Here is a 22,581-nt window from a genome sequence, read left to right as displayed (position 1 = left end):
CCACCGATTTGGCCATGTTGCAAAGGGCGTTACAGCGGTAGGTTGCGTTCATGGGGTGGAGCATCTTCTTCGACGGGGTCAGCGCGTTCGCAACGGCAGGGGCGCTCATCGCCGCGGTAGCCGCGGGGGTACAAGCGAAACGGCTGTACGTGATCGAGTCTGCCCGCGACGAGCAATCGAAGGAAGTGTCGCGCCGATTGCATGCCACGCAGATCAGCTCGTGGGCGGCGATGCAGATCCTGAACGGCGGCGAGCCGATCTACGGAGTGGTTGTTCGCAATTCCTCTGATGACCCGGTGTACGACGTTCGTGTCACCTGCCACGGTTTCACCACAGAGAAGACTCCTACGCTCCGCTGTGTTCCGCCGGGTGAGTACTTCGTCCCGAATCGTGATCAGCGAAAGCCCGACGGACGATTCTTCCGGTGGGACTACGTGAAGCCTGTCAGCGAGATCGTCGACCCGGTGCGTCCGTTCACTGCGTCTGACAGCCGCGGGGTCGATGAACTGACGTTCCGTGACAATTCGGGAGTGGCCTGGTCGCGAACTGCTCGCGGCAGCCTGTCGCGCACCTGACGACACAGCGCCCGACACTTCACTCCTGCGTGGAACGGCAGAGCTGTCCCCAGCACGTCATCCTCGAGGATCGGGACCCCTCCTGCGGGTCGACATCGTCGTAGTCTTCGTCGGCCGCGCCGGCGTCTTCATCGTCGACACGACGGCTCGGCGCGAGGCCTCTGAGTCCGGCGAAGGCTGGGTCCGACTCTGCGAGCGGATTCCTCCGCGCAAGGCCGACGTTCCGTCAGTCAACGGGATCTGGCGCGACATCAGTCCATCGGTCGTCGCCATCATCAAGCATCTTGCGGCGCAGCGCCTAGCGAAGAAGCGAGCTGGCGTTGTTCGGAGGCGCTCCTCCGCAAAAGGGTGATAGCCGAGGCCGTCGGAGCCCGCCAAGATGATCTGCGGAAAGCAGCGGCAGATCGAAGGGACCAGCGCGTGCTACGCAGAGCCGACAACGTGTCGATGAGGCACCGTGTGAACCTGTTCACGCGCAAGGGCCGGGTCGAACTGACCGTTGGACGTTCGACCTACTACGTGGGCGCGAAGCTCCGGAAGGACGAGATCAGCGAGGTCTTCGCTTCATCTGACCGTACGCCGGTCAAGGTCGGCCGTGTGAAGGAGCGCCAGTACTGGTGGTTCCGGGGCCGTTGGTTCTGGGACAACGACAACTTGCTGCCTGAGCAGGTCTTCGCGCTCCTCGAGACCCGGGACCGCCGACAAGCCGCCACGATCGCGCGTGCACACACGATCGCGAACAGTCCGGCCGAGCCCGTGCAACGCCGTCGCGGAGCAGTTCCCCGTGACGTTCAAGAGCTGGTGTGGGCCCGCGACGGTGGCCGCTGCAACTGGTGCGGGACGACGTCGGAACTCCAGTTCGACCACGTGATCCCGTTCTCCCGTGGTGGCAGCAACGAGCCGGAGAACTTGCAAGTGCTCTGCGGACCGTGCAACCGCAGGAAGGGCGTCGCACTGGGCTGAACGAGGACTCGCTCAAGTCGCGTGAGCAGTGAGGGTCACCAGGTCAACACGAACCGCCCCCGCGTCCCCCCAGCCTCCAACCGCTCATGCGCCTCCACAGCCCGAGCAGCCGGCAGCACCTCGGCGACCCGCGGCGTCAACGTCCCACTCTCCACCGCATGCCGCAGCTGCTCGAGCTTGTCGAACGACCGGTACTCCGAGAACACCATCACCTGCACGAACTCGATCCCCCGAGCCCCGTTGCCCTGCCACCCCCGCACGTCGAAGAAGACTCCCCCGTCGCGAACGGCGTCCACGACCTCGTCGCGCTGCACGGCAGCATCGGCGAGCGCATCGACCCCGTCCGGTACGAGGTCACGGACAGCGGAGGCGAAGGAAGCACCTCGCGGCACCACGTGGTCCGGCCCGAGCGACCGGACCAGAGCCTCGTCCGCCGGAGCAGCATCCGCGATCACCGTCAGCCCGGCGGCCTTCGCAAGCTGCACCACGTAGTTCCCGAGCAGCCCCGCGGCCCCGGTCACGGCGAGCGTCTGCCCCGGCGCGAGCGAGGCGTGCGACAGGATCTGCAACGCCGTCAGCCCGTTCATCGGCACTGTGGAGGCGAGCGGAAGAGACGTCCCGCGAGGGATCCGCGTGAACGACCCCACCGGCGCGACGAGCTCCTGCACGTAGGCGCCACCGTGGGCGCTGAGCGGCAGCGCCATCGCCATGACCTCGTCGCCGACCTGCCATCCGGTGACGTCGGGCCCGACCTCGTCGATGACGCCGGCGGCGTCCATCCCCGGCACGTACGGCGGCGAGGCCTGCGAGCTGTCCCGCTGCCCGGCACGCACCCCCGTGTCGGTCGGGTTCACGGCGAACGCCTGCACCCGGATCCGCACGGATCCCGCACCGGCGTGCGGCTCCGGCACCTCGTGGACGGCGAGGGCCTCGGGCCCTCCGAACTGTTCGACTCCGACGACCTGCATCCTCCCGGTCTACGCGCACGTTGCTTGACGCAACCTGACGCGACCACCCCACGGCCTGGAGGCCCGGCACCACCCCGCCCCGCGCCTCCCGCCCGTCAGGGGGTGCGGTCCACGGCACGTGGTGCGCCATGCTGGCGCCGTGCGTCTCGACGAACTCCTCACCCGGTCTGACGGTCCTGCGATCGCCGAGGAGCTCGCCGCCCTCCGTCGACCCGCCCGGTACGTCCTCGAGGGCGTCCACCAGGAGTCCCGGCAGAAGTACTGGCAGTTCCGCGTCGACATCGACGAGGCCGCGCAGACCTGGACTCTCGTGCGCCAGCGGGCCAAGCCGGTCTCCTACCGCGAGGGCGTGCTGCACGACCCCGACGACGGTCCGGACGAGATCTCGTTCGCCCGGAGCATGGTCTCCGATCCCGTCGTCCGGATGGCCGTGCCCGACCTGATGCTCCGATGGGGCCGCGGCCCCGAGAGCTTCCACCCGATCCTGGTCCAGCACATCGGCGAACACTCGATCCTGGTGACCTTCGAACACCGCGAGAACCCGGCGACCCGCGCGACACTGGTGATCGACGAACGCGACGGCATCGCCCGCCGCTTGTCGGAGTACGGCGAGGACACGATCATCACGAGCGTGCGGACCGCCGAGCCGGACGAGGTCCTGCCGCGCGCCCGCTTCGTGCAACCGACGGACTGGATCCGCCCGCAGTACTGAGCCGTTGACGGTTCCGGTTCACGATCCCCGTCGATCACGAACCAGAACCGTCACCGGCCGGAAGCCGAACCACCTCCCCCGCCGGCACCATCCCCCGATCGGACGATGCCGAGACCACCGCCCCGGCCGATCCCCCACGGCCACCGGGCGGCGAAGCTGGACCCATGCCCGAGTCCCCCGCCATCGAGGTCCAGCACCTCGGCAAGCAGTACGCCACCGGCAAACGTGCCGTGGACGACGTCTCCTTCACGATCGAACGCGGCGAGACCTTCGCGCTCCTCGGCCCCAACGGTGCCGGCAAGTCCACGACGGTCGAGATCCTCGAGGGGTACCGCTCCCGCACCGCCGGCGAAGTCCGCGTCCTCGGCCACGACCCCGCACGGACGAGCCGCAGCCACAACGCACGCATCGGCATCGTCCTGCAGACCAGCGCGGAGTCGCCGAACGTCACCGTCGCCGAGCAGCTCAACCACTTCGCGACGCTCTACCCGAAGCACCGCAGTACCGAGGAGCTCCTCACCGCGACGGGGCTCGAGACGCAGCGCAACACCCGCATCAGCCGCCTCTCTGGTGGCCAGCGCCGCCGCGTCGACGTCGCCCTCGGCATCATCGGCCGCCCCGAGGTCCTGTTCCTCGACGAACCGACCACGGGCTTCGACCCCGAGGCCCGCCGGCAGTTCTGGGACCTCCTGCGCCAGGTGCAGCACGAGGGCACGACGATCCTGCTCACCACGCACTACCTCGACGAAGCCGCCCAGCTCGCCGACCGTGCCGCGGTCATCGCCGACGGGAAGCTCCTCGACCTCGCACCCATCGACGAGATCGGCGGTGCCGAGGCCCGCACGCCCCGGGTCCGCTGGCGTGACGACGACGGCGGACACCACGACGAGCGCACGACCGACCCGACGGCGCTCATCCGCAGCAGCACCACACCCATGCACGAACTCGAAGTCATCCGTCCGTCCCTCGAGGACGTCTACCTCGACATGGTGGGACAGCAGTGAAGACAGCGACCAGCCGCATCTCGTACGAGATCCGCACCTACTTCCGCGCTCCCGACGCGGTCTTCTTCACCTTCCTGTTCCCGATCATCATGCTGGCGCTCTTCTCGGTGGCGTTCTCCGGCGCCGCCGACATCCAGGCCGGTCCCGACGTCAGCGTCGACTACGCCACCTACTACCTGCCCGGCCTCGTCGCGACGGGCATCCTGCTCTCCGGCACGCAGTCCCTGGGCGTCGACATCGCCACGGAGCGCAGCGACGGCACGCTGAAGCGTCTCGGCGGCACACCGCTCCCGGTCCTGTCGTACTTCGTCGGCAAGATCGGCATGGTCCTCGTCACCACGCTCGTGCAGACGGCCCTGCTGCTGGCGATCGCGAGCCTGGTGTTCGGCGTCGACCTGCCGACCGACGCGGGCAAGTGGGGTGTCTTCGCGGGGGTGATGGTCCTCGGCATCGCCACCAGCTGCGTCCTCGGCATCGCGGTCTCGGCGCTCCCCCGCGAGGGCCGGCGCGCCACCGCCACCATCGTCCCGATCGTGCTGGTGCTGCAGTTCATCTCCGGCGTCTACCTGCCCTTCACGCAGCTCCCCACCTGGTTGCAGGACGTCGCGTCCGTCTTCCCCCTGCGCTGGATGGCGTCCGGCATGCGGTCCGTCTTCCTGCCCGGCGCGTTCGAGTCGGGTGAGCCGGGAGGCGCGTGGCACCTCGGCCTCGGAGCCCTCGTCTTGGCAGCGTGGCTGGTCCTGGGCACGGTGGCCTGCCTGCTGACGTTCCGGTGGAACCGCAAGGACGCCTGATGGCGCCCCGCTGGTGGGATGCTGGGCACATGAACGGCGAGACGTGGATGCGCAACCGGTGGTTGCACGTCTTCTTCGCGGGCACGATGCTCCTCACCGCCGTGATCACCGTGTTCGGGTGGTCGCCGTGGTCGGCCCGCTGGCCGGCGTCCACCGCGGTCGTGGTGCTCGTCGTCGCCTACGCCGTGTTCGGGCACCGCGGCTACGACAGCCCCCGTGCCGCCGCGGCCTTCCTGCCGCTGGTCCTCGTCGCCGCACTGGTGCTGCCCGCCGTCGTGCCGAGCACCGCGTTCGTGCAGTGCATCGCGTTCCCGCTCGTCTGGGTGCAATCCGAACGGGTCCGCACCGCCGTCCTGCTCTCGGTCGCGGTCGGCGTCGCGAGCGGCATCGGCCTGCAGGTCTCCGGCGGCCCGGACGCCCTCGTCAGCACCCTGCTCATCGAGGGCATCAGCGTGATCGGTGCCTGCGCGATGGGCGTGTGGATCTCGAGCGTCGCCGGCCTGTCCGAGGAGCGCCGCCAGCTCCTCGACGAACTCCGCGCCACCCAGCAGTCCCTGGCCGATGCCCACCGCAGCGCGGGCGTCGCGAGCGAACGGGAGCGCCTGGCCCGCGAGATCCACGACACCGTCGCGCAGAACCTCGCCGGCATCGTCATGCTCACCGAACGTGCCCGCAAGGACCTGGCGAACGACCGCGGTGCCGCGCTCGACGAACGGCTGGCGGTCCTCGAGGAGTCGGCACGAGCGGCGCTCGAGGACTCCCGCGCCCTCATCGCCGCCGGGGTCGCCGGTGCCACGAGCGGCAGTCTGGCCGGGGCCCTGCACCGCCTGGCCGAGCGGTACACCCGTGAGACCGGCACAGCCGTGACCGTCGACGCGACCGACGGCCCGCTCGACCGTGACGCCCAGGTCGTGCTGCTCCGGGTCGTCCAGGAGTCCCTCGCGAACATCCGTGCGCACGCCGACGCCGGCTCCGTCAGCGTCGTCCTGCGGCACGCGCCCGATCACGTCGGCGTCCGCGTGACCGACGACGGCGTCGGATTCGACACCGGCGTCCCGACGGCCGGGCACGGTCTCCGGGGCCTCCACGAACGGTTGGCGCTCTCTGGCGGTGCCTGCACGATCACGAGCACCCCGGGCCGGGGCACCGTCGTCGACGCGAGCCTGCCCACCGGACCCGAGCCGAGCCTCCCGGCCGTCGATCGTGACCCCGTGGCAGAGGTGACCCGGTGATCCGCGTCGTGGTCGCCGACGACCACCCGATCGTCCGGTCGGGCATCGTGGCCCTGCTGCAGGACGCCGACGACATCGAGGTCGTCGGCCAGGCCAGCGACGGCCGCGCCGCGGTGACGGTGGCACTGGCCGAACGCCCCGACGTCGTGCTCATGGACCTCCGGATGCCCGTGCTCGACGGCGATGCGGCGACCGCGGAGATCCTCGCTGCCGAACCCGGTGTCCGCGTCCTGATCCTGACCACCTACGAGTCCGACGACCAGATCCTCGCCGCCATCGAGGCCGGCGCCACCGGCTACCTGATCAAGGCCGCCCCGGAGTCCGAGATCCTCGCCGGCGTCCGGGCGACCGCACGGGGCGAGACGGCGCTGGCCCCCTCGGCTGCCGCAGCACTCGTCCGCCGAGCGACGGGCTCGCTCCCCGCCGCCGCCGGCCCGTCGCTGACCCCGCGCGAGCTCGACGTCCTGCGCCTCGTCGCCCAGGGCAACAGCAACCCGGCGATCGGCCGTGCGCTGTTCCTGAGCGAGGCCACCGTGAAGACCCACCTCGGCCACGTCTTCGAGAAGCTCGGCGTGAACGACCGCACCCGCGCCGTCACCCGCGCGATGGAGCTCCAGCTCCTTCCCTGACCTGCGAGCGACTTCGGAAGTCGCCTACGAATTCACGCCTCTGGTCGATGGGAGTTCATGAGCCGGTCACTGCCTGCTCATCACCTCGACCAGGAACGGACCCCGATGGCTCGCAAGGACAAGAACGCACCGGCACCGATCTGCTTCGATGAAGCGAAGTTCGACCGTGCGTACCGACGTCGCGAAGCACCGACCCAGGACCTCGTGTCCGCATTCCACAACGCCGACCGCCGTGACGGTGAGACGGTGCTCCGAGTACTGAACCGCGTACGAGCTGATGCCGCGACCGGCCCTGGCGGCATCCTCGCGATGTTCGCCATCGCCCTCACGGCTTTGGCCCTGATGACCACCATCGCGCTGACGGTGGCCGCCGGATCATCCTCGGAGAACTGGAAGGTGGCGTTCGGGACGAGCATGGTCGTCGTCGCAGTCGGCTTCACCGTGTTCGGCGTCTGGCTCTACGTGTGGCAGTCCGCCCGTCACCGCTGCGCGAACATGTGGAAGGCCGCTCTCGAAACCGCGTGATTCGGGGGAGCAGACATCCTGCGGCGCCGGTGACGGTTCTGGTTCACGATCCCCGAGGATCCTGAACCAGAACCGTCACCGCGCGGACACGAACCCGCGTCCCCCGCGCCGTGGACGCGACCACCGACGGAACGGGAGGCACGGTGCCTGCCCGCACCGTGCCTCCCGTCCGCTCCAGCGCGCGCCCTGCCATCGCGACGCGCGCTCGCTCAGGCCCCCGCGTCCGCCTCCTGCGACCGGACGCGGAGCACCCGCGCTGTGGGGGTCGCGCCGCCGTTCGTGACCTCGAGCGAGCCCGAAGCGGCGTCCCACGCCACGGACCACGACCCGAGTGCCGTCGGGAACAGCGGCTCGACGACCACCGCCTGCCCGGCGAACGCCGGCAGCGGCAACGACACCGACGCCGACGCACCGGGCAGCGACCACACCGACAGGTACAGGTCGCCCGAGGCGGCGTGCAGACCGAGCGCGATCCACGGGTCCTCCCAGGCGGGCAGCCCGAGGGGCCAGACCGGGGCTGACGCCTCGACGACGTCCAGAACTTGCCGGTGCGCAGCGATCGCCTCACCGACCACCGCACGCTGCGACGACGACATCTCGTTCAGGTACCCGGACAGGTACATCCGCCCGAGCACCCCGTTCACGAGCGACAGTGTGAACAGCTCCGGGTCCATCGTCGGCGCCGGGTACGCCCAGTTCCCCGCCTGTTCGGGCAGCATCGCAGCGGGAGCGGCGGCGGCGATCGTGGCGGACAACACCGGGTCCTGCTGGTCCGACGTCGACTGCATGTGCAGGCGGGACAGCATGGCCCAGTCGGCGCGCATCGCTCCCGAGGCGCAGTTCTCGATGAGCAGTGCCGGGTACCGCTCCTGCACCGCGTCGAGCCAGTCGAGCAGCGCCCGCTCGTGGTCGAGCATCCCGGCGAACGGCCCCGCCATGGTGTTGTTGTCCATCTTGAAGAACGTCACGCCGAGCTCTCCGACGAGCCGATCGACGACCGAGTCCAGGTGTGCGCGGGCCTCCGGCGAGCGCAGGTCGAGCAGGTGCCGACCGTGCTCGGCGACCCGGACTCCGTGGTGCTCGACGAACGCGGACGACGGCAACGACGACGCGAGCGGCGAGTGGATCCCGATCACCTCGGGCTCGAGCCAGAGCCCGGCCTGCATCCCGCGCGAACGGATGTGATCGAGCACGATGGACAGCCCGCCCGGGAACCGCGACGCGGCCTCTTCCCACGCTCCGACGGTGTCCCACCAGTGCCCCTCGGCGTACCAGCCGGCGTCGATGCAGAACAGGTCCGCTCCGGCGTCGGCGGCCGCGTCGATCAGCGGCAGGAGCTTCTCGGTGGTCGGGTCGCCCATGAGCGTGTTCATGTAGTCGTTGAACACCAGGGGCAGGGCACGGTCGGCCTCCCGCACGTGCCGGAACGCCCGACGCTGCCGGGTGAGCACCCCGAAGGCGTCGTCGATCGACCCGGCAATGCCGACGGACACCGGCACCGAGGTGAACGGCTGCTCCGGCGTGACGACGGTGGTCCACTGGTGTTCCTGGTCGGTGGGGCCGCTGAGCAGCACGTACGCGTGCCGCCGGGTCTCGCCGAGCTCGTACAGCCACGGCCCGTTGTGCTCGACCTGCCAGACGAGTGCGTACGGAAGCGACACAGCGCCCTCCGCCCGCAGCACCCCGATCGGCAGCGCCTCACCGGTCGACCACGAGCCGCGGTTCTGCACGACGGCGCGGCTGCGGGGCGGGTGGTGCTGGGCCTCCCGGTCGATGCGCGCGAGCCCGATCGATCGCAGCGGATCGGTCCGCCACCGGCTCTCCGCTGCCCAGTCGTTGTCGGCGTGCACGAGGGCGAGCTCGTCGACGGTGGCGCCCGAGTCGGTCAGGAACGCCCCGGTCGCGAACGACGACACGGAGTCGATGACGTGCTCACCGTGCTCGGCCGACACCTCGGTCCACGTCTGGAACGCGGGCACGCCGGCGCGCGCCCGGAACACCGACTCGGCCTGGAGGCCCGTGGCCGCGTCCGCCTGCACGATCCGGAACCACAGGTCGGTCCCGTCGTCGTGCACGTGGTGCGACACGGGGCGCAGTCGCGCACCGATCGTGGAGTCCACGTGCCGAAATCCGCCCGGGAACCGACCGTGCCCGATCGTCGTCAGCTCGACGAGCGGTTGCGGGTCGTCCGGCCCGTCAGCGAGCGTGCCACCGGCGAGCGCTCCGCCGGCCGACGCTCCGCCGGCCGGCACGAACGACACGAGCGCCGCGGGCTGGTCCGCACCGACCCGGAACCGTGCCGCGAACCCGTCGGTGACCCAGTCGACGAACGTCGACCCGTCGCTCATCGCGCCCCGACCGGTGCGGGCTCGCTCGACACCCAGTCCCCGACCGTGTGGTCGTAGCAGGTGGTGTTGTCGATCTTCGTCCGGTCGAGCGGCGGCCCCGCGGTGATCCGGCGCTCGATGCGCTCCGGGTCGGGGGCGGCCTCGGCGAGCAGCCGGGTGTAGTCGTGGTGCGGGTCGAGGATGACGGCGTCCGACGGTCCCCGCTCGACGACCCGGCCGCGGTAGAGCACGAGGATCTCGTCGGAGAAGTGCCGCGCGGTCGCCAGGTCGTGCGTGATGTAGAGCACGGCGAGCTCGTCCTCGCGCTGCAGCCGACCGAGCAGGTTGAGCACGCTCAGGCGGATCGAGACGTCGAGCATCGACACCGGTTCGTCGGCGATGAGCACCTGGGCGCCCGGGGCGAGTGCGCGGGCGATGGCGACGCGCTGCCGCTGCCCGCCGGAGAGCTCGTGCGGCCGCCGCGACGCGAAGTCCTCGTCGAGGTTCACCCGGCCGAGCAGTTCCCGCACCTTGTCGGCGGTCTCGTCGGCGCCGCGGGCCCGGTGGTGCAGCTGCAGCGGCCGGGCGATGTGGTGCTCGATCGAGTGGAACGGGTTGAGCGAGGCGAACGGGTCCTGGAACACCATCTGCACGTGCCGCCGGTACATGCTGCCCTCGACGGGGGTGCCGTCCTCGAGCCGCACGTCGATCGAGCCGCGCGTCCGGGTCTCGAGCTTGGCGAGCATCCGCGCGATGGTGGACTTGCCCGAACCGGACTCCCCCACGAGCGCGACGGTCCGGCCGGGCAGCAGGTCGAACGACACGTCGTCGACGGCCCGCAGGGTGGTGCGCTTCAGACCCTTGCGGGTGTGGAAGTCCTTGCCGAGGTGGCTGACGGTCACACTGGTCATCGGTCCGTCTCCTGTGCTGCCTGGACCACGACGGCCCGGGTGTCGGTCTCGGGTTCGGCGCCGTCCTCGACCCCGGTGCGGATGAACGCGCCGCGGGCTCCGGACAGGCTCGGGAACGACTGCAGCAGCTTCCGCGTGTACGGGTGCTGCGGGTCGTGCTGGATCACGCTGGCTCGGTCGCACTCGACGACCTCGCCGCGGAGCATGATCGCGATCCGGTCGCTGATCTCGAGCAGCAGTGGCAGGTCGTGCGTGATGAACACGACGGCGAACCCGAGCTCGTCGCGCAGTCGGACGATCTCGCGCAGGATCTCCCGCTGCACCACGACGTCGAGCGCGGTGGTGGGCTCGTCCATGATCATGATCTGCGGTTCGAGCAGCATCGCCATCGCGATCATCACGCGCTGCCGCATGCCGCCCGACAGTTCGTGCGGGTACGCGGTGATGCGGGACGGGTCGACGCCGACGCGGCGCAGGGCGTCCTCGGCGATGGCCCGTCGTTCCTTGCGGGGCAGGCCCTTGCGGTGTTCGACCAGGGCGTCGTCGAGCTGGGCGCGGATCGTGGTGACCGGGTTGAGCGCGTTCATCGCCCCCTGGAACACCATCGACAGCTTCGACCACCGCACGGCCCGGAGCTGCTCGTGCGGCAGGCCGAGCAGGTCGACGTCGGTGCCGTCCCGGTCGTGGAACGTGATGCTGCCCGACGTGACCTTCGCCGGCGGCCGGTGCAGCCGGGTGATGGCGTACGCCAGGGTCGTCTTGCCGCAGCCCGACTCCCCCGCGAGCCCGAGGATCTCGCCGGGTGCCAGGGTGAGCGAGACGTCCTTGACGGCGTGCACGGGGTGCTCGGTCTCGTAGACGACGTCGAGGTGGTCGATGGTCAGCACGGCCGGCCGGCGGCCGTCGCCCGTGGCGTCGGAGGTGACCGGTCGTGCGGTGTCGGTGGCGCTCATCGGGCGACCCCCTTCGTGTCGTGACCGGCGGTGGCGACGCGCGCCGGGCCTCCCGAGCGGGCCGCACGCTTCGCACGACGGTCGCGCCGTCGCTGCGCACGCACGTTCGCGAGTCGCGGGTTGATGACCTCGTCGATCGAGAAGTTCACCAGGGACAGGCCCATGCCGAGCAGGGCGATGAGCAGGCCCGGCGGCACGAACCACCACCAGGCGCCGTTCGCCAGCGCGAAGCCGTTCTGGGCGTAGAAGAGCATCGTGCCGAGCGTCGACGAGTTCGACGCCCCGAGCCCGAGGAACGACAGCCCCGCCTCCCCGAGGATCGCCGCGATCACCGCGAACACGAACTGCGACGCGAGCACCGGCAGCAGGTTCGGCAGGATCTCGACGGCGATGACCCGCCAGGGCCGTTCGCCGGCGACGCGGGCGGCGGACACGTAGTCGCGGTTGCGGATCGACATCGTCTGCGCCCGCAGCACCCGGGCGGACCCGGCCCACGACGTGATTGCCAGGACGACCGCGATCGTCCAGAGCCCGCGGGCCTCACGCGGCACCAGGCCGGAGATGACGATGACGAGCGGCAGGCCGGGGATGACGAGGAACACGTTCGAGAACAGCGAGAACGCCTCGTCCATGATCCCGCCCAGGTAGGCGCCGAGGATGCCGAAGAACGCGGACAGCACCGTGGCGAGGACGCCGACGATGAGCCCGATCTGCAGGCTGCCCCGGGTGGCGAAGGCGAGCTGCGCCAGGACGTCCTGACCGGTCTGGGTGGTGCCGAGGACGTTCGAGCCGCTCGGTCCCTGCAGCCCGGTGTCGCGGATGGTGGTCGGGTCGCCGACGAGCAGCGGTCCGATCACCCCGAACAGCGTGACGCCGGCGACGAGCGCGATGCCCGTGACGAGCCAGGGGGTGAGGGTGGGGAGGAACCGACGGATGCCGCCCTTCGACGCGCGCCGGGTGGCGATCGACGTGGTGCTGTCGGCCTCCTCGGTCAGTGCGCCGATGGTGGGCTCGGTCTCCTGCTGGATGTTGGTCATGGTCGTCTCCTCCCCTAGCTCCGGGCCCGCGTGCGCGGGTCGATCAGTCCGTACAGCAGGTCGACGACGAGGTTCGCGCCGAGGACCGCCAGGGTGATGAACAGGAAGATGCCCTGCATGAGCGCGTAGTCGTTGTTCGTCACCGCGGACAGCAGCTTCGACCCGATGCCCGGGTACGAGAACACCTGCTCGGTGACGACGGAGCCGGACACGATGAACCCGAGGGAGATCGCGAACCCGGCGACGGACGGCAGCACGGCGTTCCGGGCGGCGTAGTTCCGCAGGATCTTGCCGTCGGACAGGCCCTTCGCCTGCGCGGTGGTGATGTAGTCCTCGGACAGCGTCGACACCATCATGTTGCGCATGCCGAGCAGCCAGCCGCCGAGCGACGCGAGCACGATCGTCACCGCCGGCAGCACTCCGTACTGCACCGCCGAGACGATGAAGTCCCAGTTGAACCCGGGCGTCAGGATGACGTCGTAGCCGCCCTGCGCCGGGAACAGGTGGAGCCCGGTGGCGAAGAAGTACACCAGGATCAGCGCGAGCCAGAAGTACGGCACCGCGGCGAGCAGGGTGGTGGCCGGCACGAACGAGTCGAGCCAGGTGCCGGGCCGCCACCCGACGAAGGCCCCGAGGCCGACGCCGATGATCGCGGCCACGATGGTGGCGATCCCGACCAGGGCGATGGTCCACGGCAGCGAACTGCCGATCACCTCGGTGACGGGTGCCGGGAAGTAACTGACGGACACGCCGAGGTCACCGCGGAACACGTTGACCAGGTAGTGGCCGTACTGGGAGATGAGCGGCTCCGAGGAATCGCCACCGAGGAGCAGCTCGTACGCCTCCCGGGTCGCCGGGGTCACCTGCCCGCCGCGCTGCTGGAGCTTGGCGAGCAGGATGTCCACCGGGTTGCCGGGTAGGAGCCTGGGGATGATGAAGTTCAGCGTCAGGGCCGCCCACAGTGCGACGACGTAGAAGCCGATCTTGCGCAGGAAGTAGGTCATCGTCGAGTGCCCCTCGGTCGCGATCCCATCGGTGTCAGCCCTTCGCCGGCTTGAGCGCCTTGAAGATCTCGGCGTTGTCCGGGCTCGCCCAGACCGCCGGGAACGCGTACAGGTCGTCGTCCGTCGGCCAACCGGTGAACTTCGCCGCGTGGAACTCGCTCGTCGTGCCGCCGGTCATCACGGGGATGTAGGGCAGGTCCTCGACGATGTGCTCCTGGATCGTGTCGAGCTCGGGCTGGGTCGCCGCGGTGTCCTCGGGGTTGATCGTGGCGAGCTTCGCGATGGCCTTGTCGACGTCGGGGTTGCTGTACCGCGAGATGTTCATCGGGGCCGCTTCACCGACCTTCGCGGTGTTCGCCGTCGTGAAGTAGTTGTTGTACAGGTAGTACGGGTTCGCCGTCGGGCCCTGGCCGAGCGAGTCGATCGCGAGCTCGAAGTTGCCCTTGGTCTTCTTGTCGGTCCACTCGTTCCACGACGACTGCTGCGCCTTGAGCTCGATGCCCGCGGCCTTGAGCTGCTGCGTCATCGTGTCGATCGCGGTGATGTAGTCGGTCCACCCGGTGACGACCTCGACCGTGAGCGACAGCTTCTTGCCGTCCTTGGCGTAGATGCCGTCGGAGCCCTTCTTCCACCCGGCGTCCTCGAGGGTCGAGGCGGCTGCGTCGGTGTCGGCGGTCTCCGGCATCACGGCGGGCTCGATGTCCTTCGAGATGGTGTCCTTCTGCGTCGTGGTGAGCGCGAAGGTCGGCGAGATCTCGCTCGCGGTGTTCTCGAACGCCAGCGAGTTGAGCTGCTTGCGGTTGATGGCATCGGCGATCGCGTGGCGGACGGCCGGGTCGGTCTGCGGGCCGGCGCAGCCCAGGTCGGTGTTCGCGCAGGTCAGCAGGGCCATCTGGTTCTGGCCGACGGTGATGCCGTCGTAGCCGTTGTAGTTGGCGGGGATGTCGTCCATGTTCGGCACCGGGCCGGTCTGCCAGTCGATCGACCCCTGCTTCAGTGCGTCGGCGCCGGCGGTGTTGCCGGAGAGCGACAGGTAGCGGATGGTCTTCACGGCCGGGGCGCCGTCCCAGTACTTCTTGTTCGCCTCGAGGGTGAACGCCTGCGCCTTGAAGGTGCCGAGCGTGTACGGGCCGGTGCCGACGGGCTCGCGCACGACGTCGGTGGTCGGGTCGATGTCCTTCCACAGGTGCTCGGGCACGATCCAGGTCTTGCCGAGCAGGTTCGGGCCGAGCACGAACGACGGCTTGTCGAACGAGACGACCACCTTGTCGTCGCCGTCGGCCTTCGCGGTGCCGTCGTAGCCGATCGAGTTCAGGGCCTTCTGCTTCTTGAGCATGTCGAGCGTGAACACGACGTCCTTCGAGGTGAAGGGCTCGCCGTCGCTCCAGGTGGCTCCGTCGCGCAGCGTGATGGCGAGCTGCGTGCCGTCGTCGTTCCACTCGTAGGACTTGCCGAGCAGCGGCTTCGGGTCCTTCGTGTTGACGTTGGTGATGAAGAAGAGCGACTCGTAGATCGTGCCGACGCCGCCGATGTTGGACGGCGACCACGGGTTGAAGTTGATCTGGTAGTCGCCGGACTGGCCGGTGTACGCCACCAGGGTCGAGGCAGCGGCGTCGTTCGTGCTGGCGGTGCCGCTGGAGCTGCAGCCGCTGAGCGCGAGGCCGGCTGCGAGGAGAACGGCGCCGCCGATGGCGAGCCGTGAACGGGTTGGGTTGAACATCGTTGTCCTCTCGGTCTGCGTCGTCGCAGGGTCCACGTTGTGAGCGTGATTGTTACACGCGTAAACTAAGGCGGTCAAGGGGTCGGGTCACGGCCCCGTAACGATGAGGAGACGCAATGGAGCGGACCACCCTGGACGGCACGTGGACCCTCGAGGCGGTGACCGGGCCCGAGCAGTCGGCGGAGCACCGCGAACCGGTCGAGGCACAGGTCCCCGGCTGCGTGCACACCGACCTGCTGCGGGCCGGCCGGATCCCCGACCCGTTCGACGGTGACGGCGAGGCCGCCACGCAGTGGATCGGCGACACCGTCTGGCGCTACCGCCGCACGTTCGAGTGGACCGCGCCGGACGAGACCCGCCACGACCTCGTCGCCGAGGGCCTCGACACCCTCGCCACGATCGAGCTCAACGGCATCGTCGTCGCGACCACCGCCAACCAGCACCGCTCGCACCGGTTCCCCGTCGGGCACCTGCTCCGACCGGGCACGAACGAGCTCGTCGTCACGTTCGACGCGCCCGTCCCCGCAGCCGAGCGCCTGTCCGCCCTGCACGGCGGCGAGCTGCCGCACGTCAACCACCACCCCTACAACGCACTCCGCAAGAACGCGTCGAACTTCGGGTGGGACTGGGGCGTCGACGTCGCCACGAGCGGCATCTGGAAGTCGATCGGCATCGAGTCCTGGAGCGGCGTCCGCATCGCGGCCGTCCGCCCGCTCGTCGACCTCGACGGCACCACCGGGGTGCTGACGGCCCACGTCGACGTCGAGCACGCCGGCTCCACCGGCTCCTTCTCGCAGGCCATCGGCAGCGCGCCCGTCGCGTCCGCGGACGGTTCCGCGGGCACCGGCCTGGAGGCCCGGATCACCCTGGCCCCGCACCCCGCGTCCGCAGGACACACGGTATCCGACACCGCCGGCCGGGTCGTCGGCGCACGTCCCGTCGTCGACGGCGCCGCGACCGTCCGCCTCGAGGTCCCCGACGTCGCCGTCTGGTGGCCCCGCGGCGAGGGCGACCAGCCGCTGTACGACGTCCGGGTCGAGGTCGGCGACGACGTGTGGACCGGCCGCGTCGGCTTCCGCACGGTCACCCTCGACACCGCCGCCGACGCCGGCGGCGCGCCGTTCCTGCTCCGCGTCAACGGCCGTCCGGTCATGGTGCGCGGGGCGAACTGGATCCCCGACCACGCCTACCTGACCGAGATGACGCCCGAGCGCTACGCGGACCGGATCCAGGACGCGATCGACGCGAACATGAACCTGCTCCGCATCTGGGGCGGCGGCATCTACGAGTCCGACGACCTCTACGACCGGTGCGACGAGCTCGGCGTCCTGGTGTGGCAGGACTTCCTGTTCGCCTGTGCCGCCTACGCCGAGGAGCCCTGGCTCGCCGACGAGGTCGAGCCCGAGGTCCGCGAGGCCGTCACCCGCCTCAGCCTGCACCCGTCACTCGTGGTGTGGAACGGCAACAACGAGAACCTCGTCGCCTACGCCGAGTGGGGCTGGCGGCCGTCGCTCGTCGGCCGGACCTGGGGCAACGGCTACTACCGTTCCCTGCTGCCGTCGGTCGTCGCCGAGCTGGACCCGACCCGGCCGTACACGCCGGGCAGCCCGTTCTCGTTCGACGAGTACCTGACGCCGAACGACCAGCGGAACGGCAGCGTGCACATCTGGGACGTCTGGAACCGCCTCGACTACCGCGCCTACGCCGACTGGGAGCCGCGGTTCGTCGCCGAGTTCGGGTTCCAAGGTCCGCCGGCGTGGTCGACCCTGACCGCGGTGGTGCACGACGAGCCCCTCGACCCGGACGGCCACGAGATGCTCGTGCACCAGAAGGCCGACCAGGGCAACCGGAAGCTCGCCGACGGCATGCGCGGGCACCTGCCCGAGCCGACCTCCATCGAGGACTGGCACTTCGCCGCGCAGCTCAACCAGGCGCATGCGATCCGCTTCGGCATGGAGTGGTTCCGCTCCCGCACGCCCGACAACACCGGCATGATCGTCTGGCAGCTCAACGACGACTGGCCCGTGGTGTCGTGGGCCCTCGTCGACCACGCCGGCATCCGGAAGCCCGTCTGGTACGCCGTCCGGCAGGCCTACCAGCCCGTGCTGCTCACCGTCCAGCCGTCGTCCGGTGGCCAGGGCGACGACGACGGAGGTCTCGACGTCGTCCTCGTCGACGCGTCCGGGGCGCCGGTCGCCGACGAGGTCACGGTCTCCCGCGTGGCCTTCGACGGCACCGTGCTCGAGTCGTCGTCGTTCATGCTCGCGGCCGCTCCCGCCGATGCCGACCGGGTGCAGCTGCCGTCGTCGCTCGCGGTGCCGGGCGACCCCGGTTCCGAGGTCCTCGTCGTCACGGGAGCCGGCACCCGCACCGTGCACGACTTCGCCGAGGTCGTCGACCAGGCACTCGAGCCCTCGCCCCTGTCCACGGTGGTGTCGGCGACGGAGGACGGCGCAACGGTCACCGTGACGGCGACCGCGTACGCGCGCGACGTCTCGCTGTTCCCCGACCGCGTGGATGCGGCCGCCCGAGTCGACGACGGCCTGGTGTCCCTGCTCCCCGGCGAGTCGGTGACCTTCACGGTGACGGGTGCGCCGGGCATCGCTGCACAGGAGCTCGTCCACCCGCTCGTCCTCCGCCACGCGGGTTCGCTCCTGCCCTGACTCGGGCGCCCTAGGGGGGGGGGACGGCGACGTTCCCTCGCGCCGCTGACGGTTCCGGTTCACGATCCCCCGGGTTCGCGAACCGGAACCGTCACCCGAGCACGCCCGCACACCTCCGCTGCACCCGCAACCCGGCAGCCCGCAGCACCGCAGCCCGCGGACGGAGGGGCCGTCCCGCACCGCCGCCTCGTTCACCGCGCGACACCCCACACCGAGCGCCCCGGGAAGGACATTTCCTCTCGACGCGTGACGGTTCTGGTTCACAATCCCCGAGGATCGCGAACCAGAACCGTCACGTCGCCGGTCAGGGAACGCTTCCCCCGCCGAAGGAGCGCGGCTGACGGCGCTCAGTCGATCGCGCGGAGCTCCAGCACGATCGCGGTCGCGGGTGCGAGCAGCGGGAGCCGTGCGCCGACGTCCTCGAGCACGGCGCCGGTCAGCTCCAGGTGTCCGCGCACGAGCCACTCCGGCGGCACCATGTCGAGCCCACGCGGCACAGCGAGGCCGGACACCGGAGCGAGCCGGTAGCGCCGCGACCGGTCGAGTCCGCGCACCCGGAGCGGCACCGGCAACGACCTCGGCCCCGTCTCCGTCCGCGCCACCCGCACGAGCGCCCGCGAACGGTCGGTGGCCACGACCGACGTCGCCACCGTCCCCGGGTCCCCGAGGTCCAGGTGCCGCAGCCGCCCGGAGTGCAGCAGCCCGCGCTCCCGTCGGTACAGCGCCGTCCAGGCCCGGAGCCGGTCGAGCTCCTCGGGCGACAGCTTCGTGATGTCGGTCTCGATGCCGGCCGAGCCGAACAACGACACCGCCATCCGGAAGTCCAGGTCGAGGTGCCGGCCCGTGGTGTGCGAGATCTCCTGCCCGACGTGCGAGCCGATCAGCTCGAGCGGGAGCAATGCCTCGGTCCAGCGCTGGATCGGCAGTCGCTCGAAGGCGTCGTTCGAGTCCGACGGCCACACCCGGTCGGTGCGCTCGAGCACGCCGAGGTCGATCCGGGCACCGCCGCTCGCGCACGCCTCGATCTCGAGCCACGGGTGCCGCGCACGCAGCTCGTCCATCAACGCGTACACGCCGCGGGTGTGCGCGTCGATGCCGGCGCGTCCCGCGTGCACCGCGTGCACGATGTCCCGGTTCTGGTCCCACTTCACGAAGTCGACGTGGTGCTCGCCGATCACGCGGGACATGCTCTCGAGCACGTGGTGCCGGGCCAGTGGGTTCGCCATGTCGAGCACGTACTGGTTCCGCCACGTGCGGACGTCGTCCTCGGGGCGCTGCAGCATCCACTCGGGGTGTGCCTCCGCCAGCTCGGACACCGGGCTGACCATCTCGGGCTCGAACCACAGCCCGAACTCCATGCCGAGGGCACGCACCCGGTCAACGAGCGGCGCCAGCCCGTCCGGCCACACCGTCGGGTCGACGCGCCAGTCCCCGAGGGAGGTCGAGTCCGACCGCCGGCCGAGGAACCACCCGTCGTCGAGCACGAACCGCTCGACCCCGATGTCCGCCGCCGTCTCCGCCAGCGCCACCAGGGGCTCGAGCTCCTGTCGGAAGTAGACGGCCTCCCATGTGTTCAGCACCACCGGCCGGGGGCGTCGCGGATGCCCCGGGCGGCTGCGCAACGAGTCGTGCAGGCGGTCGGACAGCCCGTCGATCCCGGTGTCGCTCCACACGAACACGGCGTCGGGGGCGGCGAACGACTCCCCTTCGCCGAGCACGACCTCGCCGGCGCGCAGCAGTTCTCCGGCACCGAGCAATGGTCGCGCCTCGGCGAGCTGGTCGTACCGGTACACGGAGTCCGCGCTCCAGGCCAGGTGCACCGCCCACAGCTCACCCTCGGCATCCGAGAACCCGGGCGTCCCGAGCACGAGCAACGTCGGCGAGTCGTGGCCCGTCCGCCCGCGACGACTCTCCCGCGCGTGGCTCCCGGCCGTCGCCGACCGGCGCTGCGGTGTGCGCTCACGCGTCCACCGTCCGCCCAGGTCGAGCACCTCGGCGATCCGCTCCCCCACGGGCAGCGTCGCCTCGAGCGCCTGCACGTGCACGGGCTCGGCGTGGGTGTTCGTCACCGTGTGCCGCACCCGCAGCACCCCCGCGGAGTCGAGCGCGAACTCGCTCCGGAGCGCCACCGAGTCCGACTCGGCGGTCACGACGATCCGCTCGTCGTCACCGATCACCACAACGTCGAGCCAACGCGGCACGAGCGGCATCCCGTCCACGTGCCCCGCGATCCCCGGTCGCCCCTCCCACCCGTCGCGCTCGGTCGGCAGCACCGTGAGGGGCCACCGCGCGTCGAGCGCACTCGGTCCGAGCGGCCGTCCGAGTGCGAGCAGCAGGTCGGCCGCATCGTCCGGCGCGACGGGCCCGACGTCCCGACCCCAGTGCAGCACCTCGGGCAGCCCGTCCGCCGCCGACGCCAGCACCAGCGACACCCCGGCTGATCGCAGCACGTACACACGTCGATCGCGTGCACCGACGGCTGTCGACTCGCGCTCCACGACGGTCACGAGGCCCGCTCCTCGCGCAGCACGCGGACGCGTCCGGCCGGCACGACGGTGTCCGGCCCGTGGCCGGACCCGTCGAGCAGGTCCGTCCCGGACGCGACGACCGTGACGTCGTCAGCACGGTGGTTGACGAGGAACAGGAAGGCGGAACCGTCGTCGCCGACGCGACGCACCGCCTCCAGGCCGGGAGGCCCGGTGACCGTCCGCAGGATCCCCCGCTCCGCGATCACCCCGTCCACGAGCCGTTGGATGCTGTCGTCCGCGAGCATCGCGGACACGTACCAGGCGCCGCCGCCGACGGCGCGGCGCGTGACGGCGGCCCGGCCCGCGAGCGGGCCGTCGGTGTACCGGAGCACGGACTCGGCGTCATCGAGCACGACCGCCTCGGCCCAGTCGGTGACGACCTCGCCGTCGTCGAGGGTCCAGCGTTCGTCGCGCTGCAGCGGGGTGAACTCCTCGCTCCAGGCGCCCAGCACCTGGCGGAACGCGCCCGGGTACCCGCCGGTGCGGATGCGCGCGGTCTCGTCGGCGACGCCGGACAGGTACGTCACGATCAGGGTGGCCCCGCGGTCCACCACGGCGGACAGCCGCTCGGCGGTCGCGTCGTCGACGATGAGCATCGTCGGCACGACGACCACGTCGTAGCCGTCCAGGTCGGCGTCGGCGGGGACCACGTCCGTCAGCACCTGCCGGTCGTGGAACGCGCGGTGCCAGGCGCGGAGCTCCCGTCCGTAGCGCAGGCCCCGGTGCGGCTTGAGCCCCGACTGCACGGCCCACCCGGAGGCCTCGTCCACGACGATCGCGACCCGGGCCGGCTCGACGCGGGTGCCCTGCACGGGTGCGAGGGCCTGCAGCGCCCGGCCGAGGGCGAGCACCTCGCGCCAGATGCGTGTGCGGGTGCCGGCGTGCGGGAGCATCGCCGAGTGGAACTGCTCCGCGCCCGCGGTGGAGGCCCGCCACTGGAAGAACAGCGCCCCGTCGGACCCGTGTGCGACGTGCGCCAGGGCGTTCCGGACGAGCTCGGCCGGTTCCTTGGCGCGGTTGCGCTGCTGCCAGCTCGGCCCACCCGTCGAGTGCTCCATCAGCAGCCAGGGACGACGGTCCGCCGACATCCCGCGCATCCGGTCACCGGCCAGCGCGAGGTCCTGCTCGCGGCGGGCGTCGTCGACGAGCGTGTAGTGGTCGTTCGCGACGATCGCCACGTGCTTGGCCCACCCGGCGTAGTCGACGACCTGCGACCCGGCGCCCACCATGAAGTTCGTCGTGACCGGCACGTCCGAGTGCTGCTCGATGACGGCCTTCTCGGCGTCGTACTGGCGGAGCAGGGCGTCGGACGAGTACCGCTCGAAGTCCAGCGCGAGCCCGGGGTTCGGTGCCCCGCCCACACCCCGTGGCGGCGAGACCTCGTCGAACGAGGTGTACGTGTGCCCCCAGAAGGCCGTGCCCCACGCGTCGTTCGCGGCCTCGACGTCGCCGTACTTCGCCACGAGCCAGTGCCGGAAGTCCGCTGCCGACTCCTCGCAGTAGCACCGGCCGTTGCCGCCGCCGAGCTCGTTGCTCACGTGCCAGAGCCGCACCGCGGGATGCCGGCCGTACCGCTCCGCCAGCGCATCGACCATGCGGAGCGCGTGCTCCCGGAACAGCTCGGAGGCCGGGCACCACCCGAGTCGCCCTCCGGGTCGTTCCCGCCGCTCCGTGGCGTCCACGGGCAGGATCTCCGGGTGTGCCGTCAGCAGCCAGTTCGGCGGGGCAGCGGTCGGCGTCGCGAGGTCCACAGCGATGCCGTGCTCGTGCAGCAGCGCGAGGACGTCGTCGAGCCACTCCCACGTGAAGTCCCCCGGCGACCGCTCGAGCAGTGCCCACGAGAACACCCCGACGGTGACCAGGTTCACCCCGGCCTCGCGCATCAGGCGGACGTCCTCGAGCCAGGTCTCCCGGGGCCACTGCTCGGGGCTGTAGTCGCCGCCGAACGACAGGCCGTCGGTCGGCCACGGGACGGTGGGGGCAGTGGTCACGGCATCTCCTTCGATGGTGTGGACCGTGCAAGCCTCCCGTCTGCG

Annotated in this window: 18 protein-coding genes; 9 read left to right on the top strand and 9 right to left on the bottom strand. The window is 70.7% G+C overall.

Features of this window, described 5'->3' with window-relative positions; genetic code table 11:
• Positions 1-50 precede the first annotated feature (50 nt).
• Both DEJ19_RS07060 and DEJ19_RS07055 read left to right on the top strand, forming a co-directional pair.
• A complete protein-coding gene (locus tag DEJ19_RS07060) occupies positions 51-575 on the top strand; it encodes a hypothetical protein (RefSeq protein ID WP_111234192.1) in 525 nt (174 codons plus the stop codon).
• A 459-nt stretch (positions 576-1,034) separates the two neighbouring features.
• Entirely contained in the window at positions 1,035-1,538 is a 504-nt protein-coding gene (locus DEJ19_RS07055; RefSeq protein ID WP_220035349.1) for an HNH endonuclease, read from the top strand.
• Between the two features lie 35 nt (positions 1,539-1,573).
• Here the strand turns inward: DEJ19_RS07055 and DEJ19_RS07050 are convergent, their stop codons facing one another.
• Complete coding sequence (locus DEJ19_RS07050; RefSeq protein ID WP_111234191.1) at positions 1,574-2,506, bottom strand: NADP-dependent oxidoreductase; 933 nt, start codon at positions 2,504-2,506, stop codon at positions 1,574-1,576.
• 139 nt (positions 2,507-2,645) lie between these two features.
• Between DEJ19_RS07050 and DEJ19_RS07045 the strand changes: the two genes are divergently transcribed.
• The 6 genes from DEJ19_RS07045 (at position 2,646) to DEJ19_RS07020 (ending at position 7,402) form a co-directional block, all read left to right on the top strand.
• Entirely contained in the window at positions 2,646-3,218 is a 573-nt protein-coding gene (locus DEJ19_RS07045) for a hypothetical protein (protein ID WP_111100944.1), read from the top strand.
• Between the two features lie 164 nt (positions 3,219-3,382).
• Positions 3,383-4,222 carry an ABC transporter ATP-binding protein gene (locus DEJ19_RS07040; RefSeq protein WP_181441635.1) on the top strand — a complete coding sequence of 280 codons (840 nt, stop codon included), beginning with the start codon at positions 3,383-3,385 and terminating at the stop codon, positions 4,220-4,222.
• On the top strand, positions 4,219-5,016 hold the full coding sequence (locus tag DEJ19_RS07035; protein ID WP_111234189.1) for an ABC transporter permease: 798 nt from the start codon (positions 4,219-4,221) through the stop codon (positions 5,014-5,016). The genes DEJ19_RS07040 and DEJ19_RS07035 overlap by 4 nt, the downstream gene beginning before the upstream one ends.
• A gap of 29 nt (positions 5,017-5,045) precedes the next feature.
• Positions 5,046-6,248, top strand: coding sequence for a sensor histidine kinase (locus DEJ19_RS07030; RefSeq protein WP_181441634.1), 1,203 nt, complete (start codon positions 5,046-5,048; stop codon positions 6,246-6,248).
• Positions 6,245-6,877, top strand: coding sequence for a response regulator transcription factor (locus tag DEJ19_RS07025; RefSeq protein WP_111234187.1), 633 nt, complete (start codon positions 6,245-6,247; stop codon positions 6,875-6,877). Before DEJ19_RS07030 ends, DEJ19_RS07025 begins: the two co-directional genes overlap by 4 nt.
• 105 nt (positions 6,878-6,982) lie before the next feature.
• Positions 6,983-7,402 carry a tripartite tricarboxylate transporter TctB family protein gene (locus tag DEJ19_RS07020; protein ID WP_110865152.1) on the top strand — a complete coding sequence of 140 codons (420 nt, stop codon included), beginning with the start codon at positions 6,983-6,985 and terminating at the stop codon, positions 7,400-7,402.
• A 209-nt stretch (positions 7,403-7,611) separates the two neighbouring features.
• Here DEJ19_RS07020 and DEJ19_RS07015 read toward each other — a convergent pair whose 3' ends face one another.
• From DEJ19_RS07015 to DEJ19_RS06990, 6 genes are read right to left on the bottom strand one after another with little or no spacing between them, the layout of a single operon-like run.
• Entirely contained in the window at positions 7,612-9,750 is a 2,139-nt protein-coding gene (locus DEJ19_RS07015) for a glycoside hydrolase family 36 protein (RefSeq protein ID WP_111234186.1), read from the bottom strand.
• On the bottom strand, positions 9,747-10,640 hold the full coding sequence (locus DEJ19_RS07010) for an ABC transporter ATP-binding protein (protein ID WP_110865154.1): 894 nt from the start codon (positions 10,638-10,640) through the stop codon (positions 9,747-9,749). Before DEJ19_RS07010 ends, DEJ19_RS07015 begins: the two co-directional genes overlap by 4 nt.
• Positions 10,637-11,593, bottom strand: coding sequence for an ABC transporter ATP-binding protein (locus DEJ19_RS07005; protein ID WP_051596654.1), 957 nt, complete (start codon positions 11,591-11,593; stop codon positions 10,637-10,639). Before DEJ19_RS07005 ends, DEJ19_RS07010 begins: the two co-directional genes overlap by 4 nt.
• Positions 11,590-12,630, bottom strand: coding sequence for an ABC transporter permease (locus tag DEJ19_RS07000; RefSeq protein WP_111023919.1), 1,041 nt, complete (start codon positions 12,628-12,630; stop codon positions 11,590-11,592). The genes DEJ19_RS07005 and DEJ19_RS07000 overlap by 4 nt, the downstream gene beginning before the upstream one ends.
• A 14-nt stretch (positions 12,631-12,644) precedes the next feature.
• Positions 12,645-13,634, bottom strand: a complete 990-nt coding sequence (locus DEJ19_RS06995) for an ABC transporter permease (protein ID WP_071247140.1) — start codon at positions 13,632-13,634, stop codon at positions 12,645-12,647.
• 34 nt (positions 13,635-13,668) lie between these two features.
• Positions 13,669-15,354: an ABC transporter substrate-binding protein gene (locus DEJ19_RS06990; protein WP_111234185.1), complete on the bottom strand. Its 1,686-nt coding sequence runs from the start codon at positions 15,352-15,354 to the stop codon at positions 13,669-13,671.
• A gap of 116 nt (positions 15,355-15,470) precedes the next feature.
• On the opposite strand from DEJ19_RS06990, the gene DEJ19_RS06985 reads away from it, so the two are divergent.
• Complete coding sequence (locus DEJ19_RS06985; protein ID WP_111234184.1) at positions 15,471-18,017, top strand: glycoside hydrolase family 2 protein; 2,547 nt, start codon at positions 15,471-15,473, stop codon at positions 18,015-18,017.
• 347 nt (positions 18,018-18,364) lie between these two features.
• Here DEJ19_RS06985 and DEJ19_RS06980 read toward each other — a convergent pair whose 3' ends face one another.
• Positions 18,365-20,524 carry an alpha-galactosidase gene (locus DEJ19_RS06980; protein ID WP_258377488.1) on the bottom strand — a complete coding sequence of 720 codons (2,160 nt, stop codon included), beginning with the start codon at positions 20,522-20,524 and terminating at the stop codon, positions 18,365-18,367.
• Entirely contained in the window at positions 20,521-22,536 is a 2,016-nt protein-coding gene (locus tag DEJ19_RS06975; protein WP_111234183.1) for a beta-galactosidase, read from the bottom strand. Before DEJ19_RS06975 ends, DEJ19_RS06980 begins: the two co-directional genes overlap by 4 nt.
• Between the last annotated feature and the right edge of the window lie 45 nt (positions 22,537-22,581).

The sequence above is a fragment of the Curtobacterium sp. MCSS17_016 genome (genome assembly GCF_003234255.2).
GTDB lineage: Bacteria > Actinomycetota > Actinomycetes > Actinomycetales > Microbacteriaceae > Curtobacterium > Curtobacterium flaccumfaciens.
This window is presented reverse-complemented; position numbering and strand designations above follow the sequence as displayed.

Coding starts and splice junctions, on each gene's coding strand:
- DEJ19_RS07050 (WP_111234191.1), bottom strand. CDS start 2,506: ATGCAGGTCGTCGGAGTCGAACAGTTCGGAGGGCCCGAGGCCCTCGCC.
- DEJ19_RS07030 (WP_181441634.1), top strand. CDS start 5,046: ATGAACGGCGAGACGTGGATGCGCAACCGGTGGTTGCACGTCTTCTTC.
- DEJ19_RS07040 (WP_181441635.1), top strand. CDS start 3,383: ATGCCCGAGTCCCCCGCCATCGAGGTCCAGCACCTCGGCAAGCAGTAC.
- DEJ19_RS07015 (WP_111234186.1), bottom strand. CDS start 9,750: ATGAGCGACGGGTCGACGTTCGTCGACTGGGTCACCGACGGGTTCGCG.
- DEJ19_RS07020 (WP_110865152.1), top strand. CDS start 6,983: ATGGCTCGCAAGGACAAGAACGCACCGGCACCGATCTGCTTCGATGAA.
- DEJ19_RS06990 (WP_111234185.1), bottom strand. CDS start 15,354: ATGTTCAACCCAACCCGTTCACGGCTCGCCATCGGCGGCGCCGTTCTC.
- DEJ19_RS06995 (WP_071247140.1), bottom strand. CDS start 13,634: ATGACCTACTTCCTGCGCAAGATCGGCTTCTACGTCGTCGCACTGTGG.
- DEJ19_RS07060 (WP_111234192.1), top strand. CDS start 51: ATGGGGTGGAGCATCTTCTTCGACGGGGTCAGCGCGTTCGCAACGGCA.
- DEJ19_RS06985 (WP_111234184.1), top strand. CDS start 15,471: ATGGAGCGGACCACCCTGGACGGCACGTGGACCCTCGAGGCGGTGACC.
- DEJ19_RS07005 (WP_051596654.1), bottom strand. CDS start 11,593: ATGAGCGCCACCGACACCGCACGACCGGTCACCTCCGACGCCACGGGC.
- DEJ19_RS07010 (WP_110865154.1), bottom strand. CDS start 10,640: ATGACCAGTGTGACCGTCAGCCACCTCGGCAAGGACTTCCACACCCGC.
- DEJ19_RS07000 (WP_111023919.1), bottom strand. CDS start 12,630: ATGACCAACATCCAGCAGGAGACCGAGCCCACCATCGGCGCACTGACC.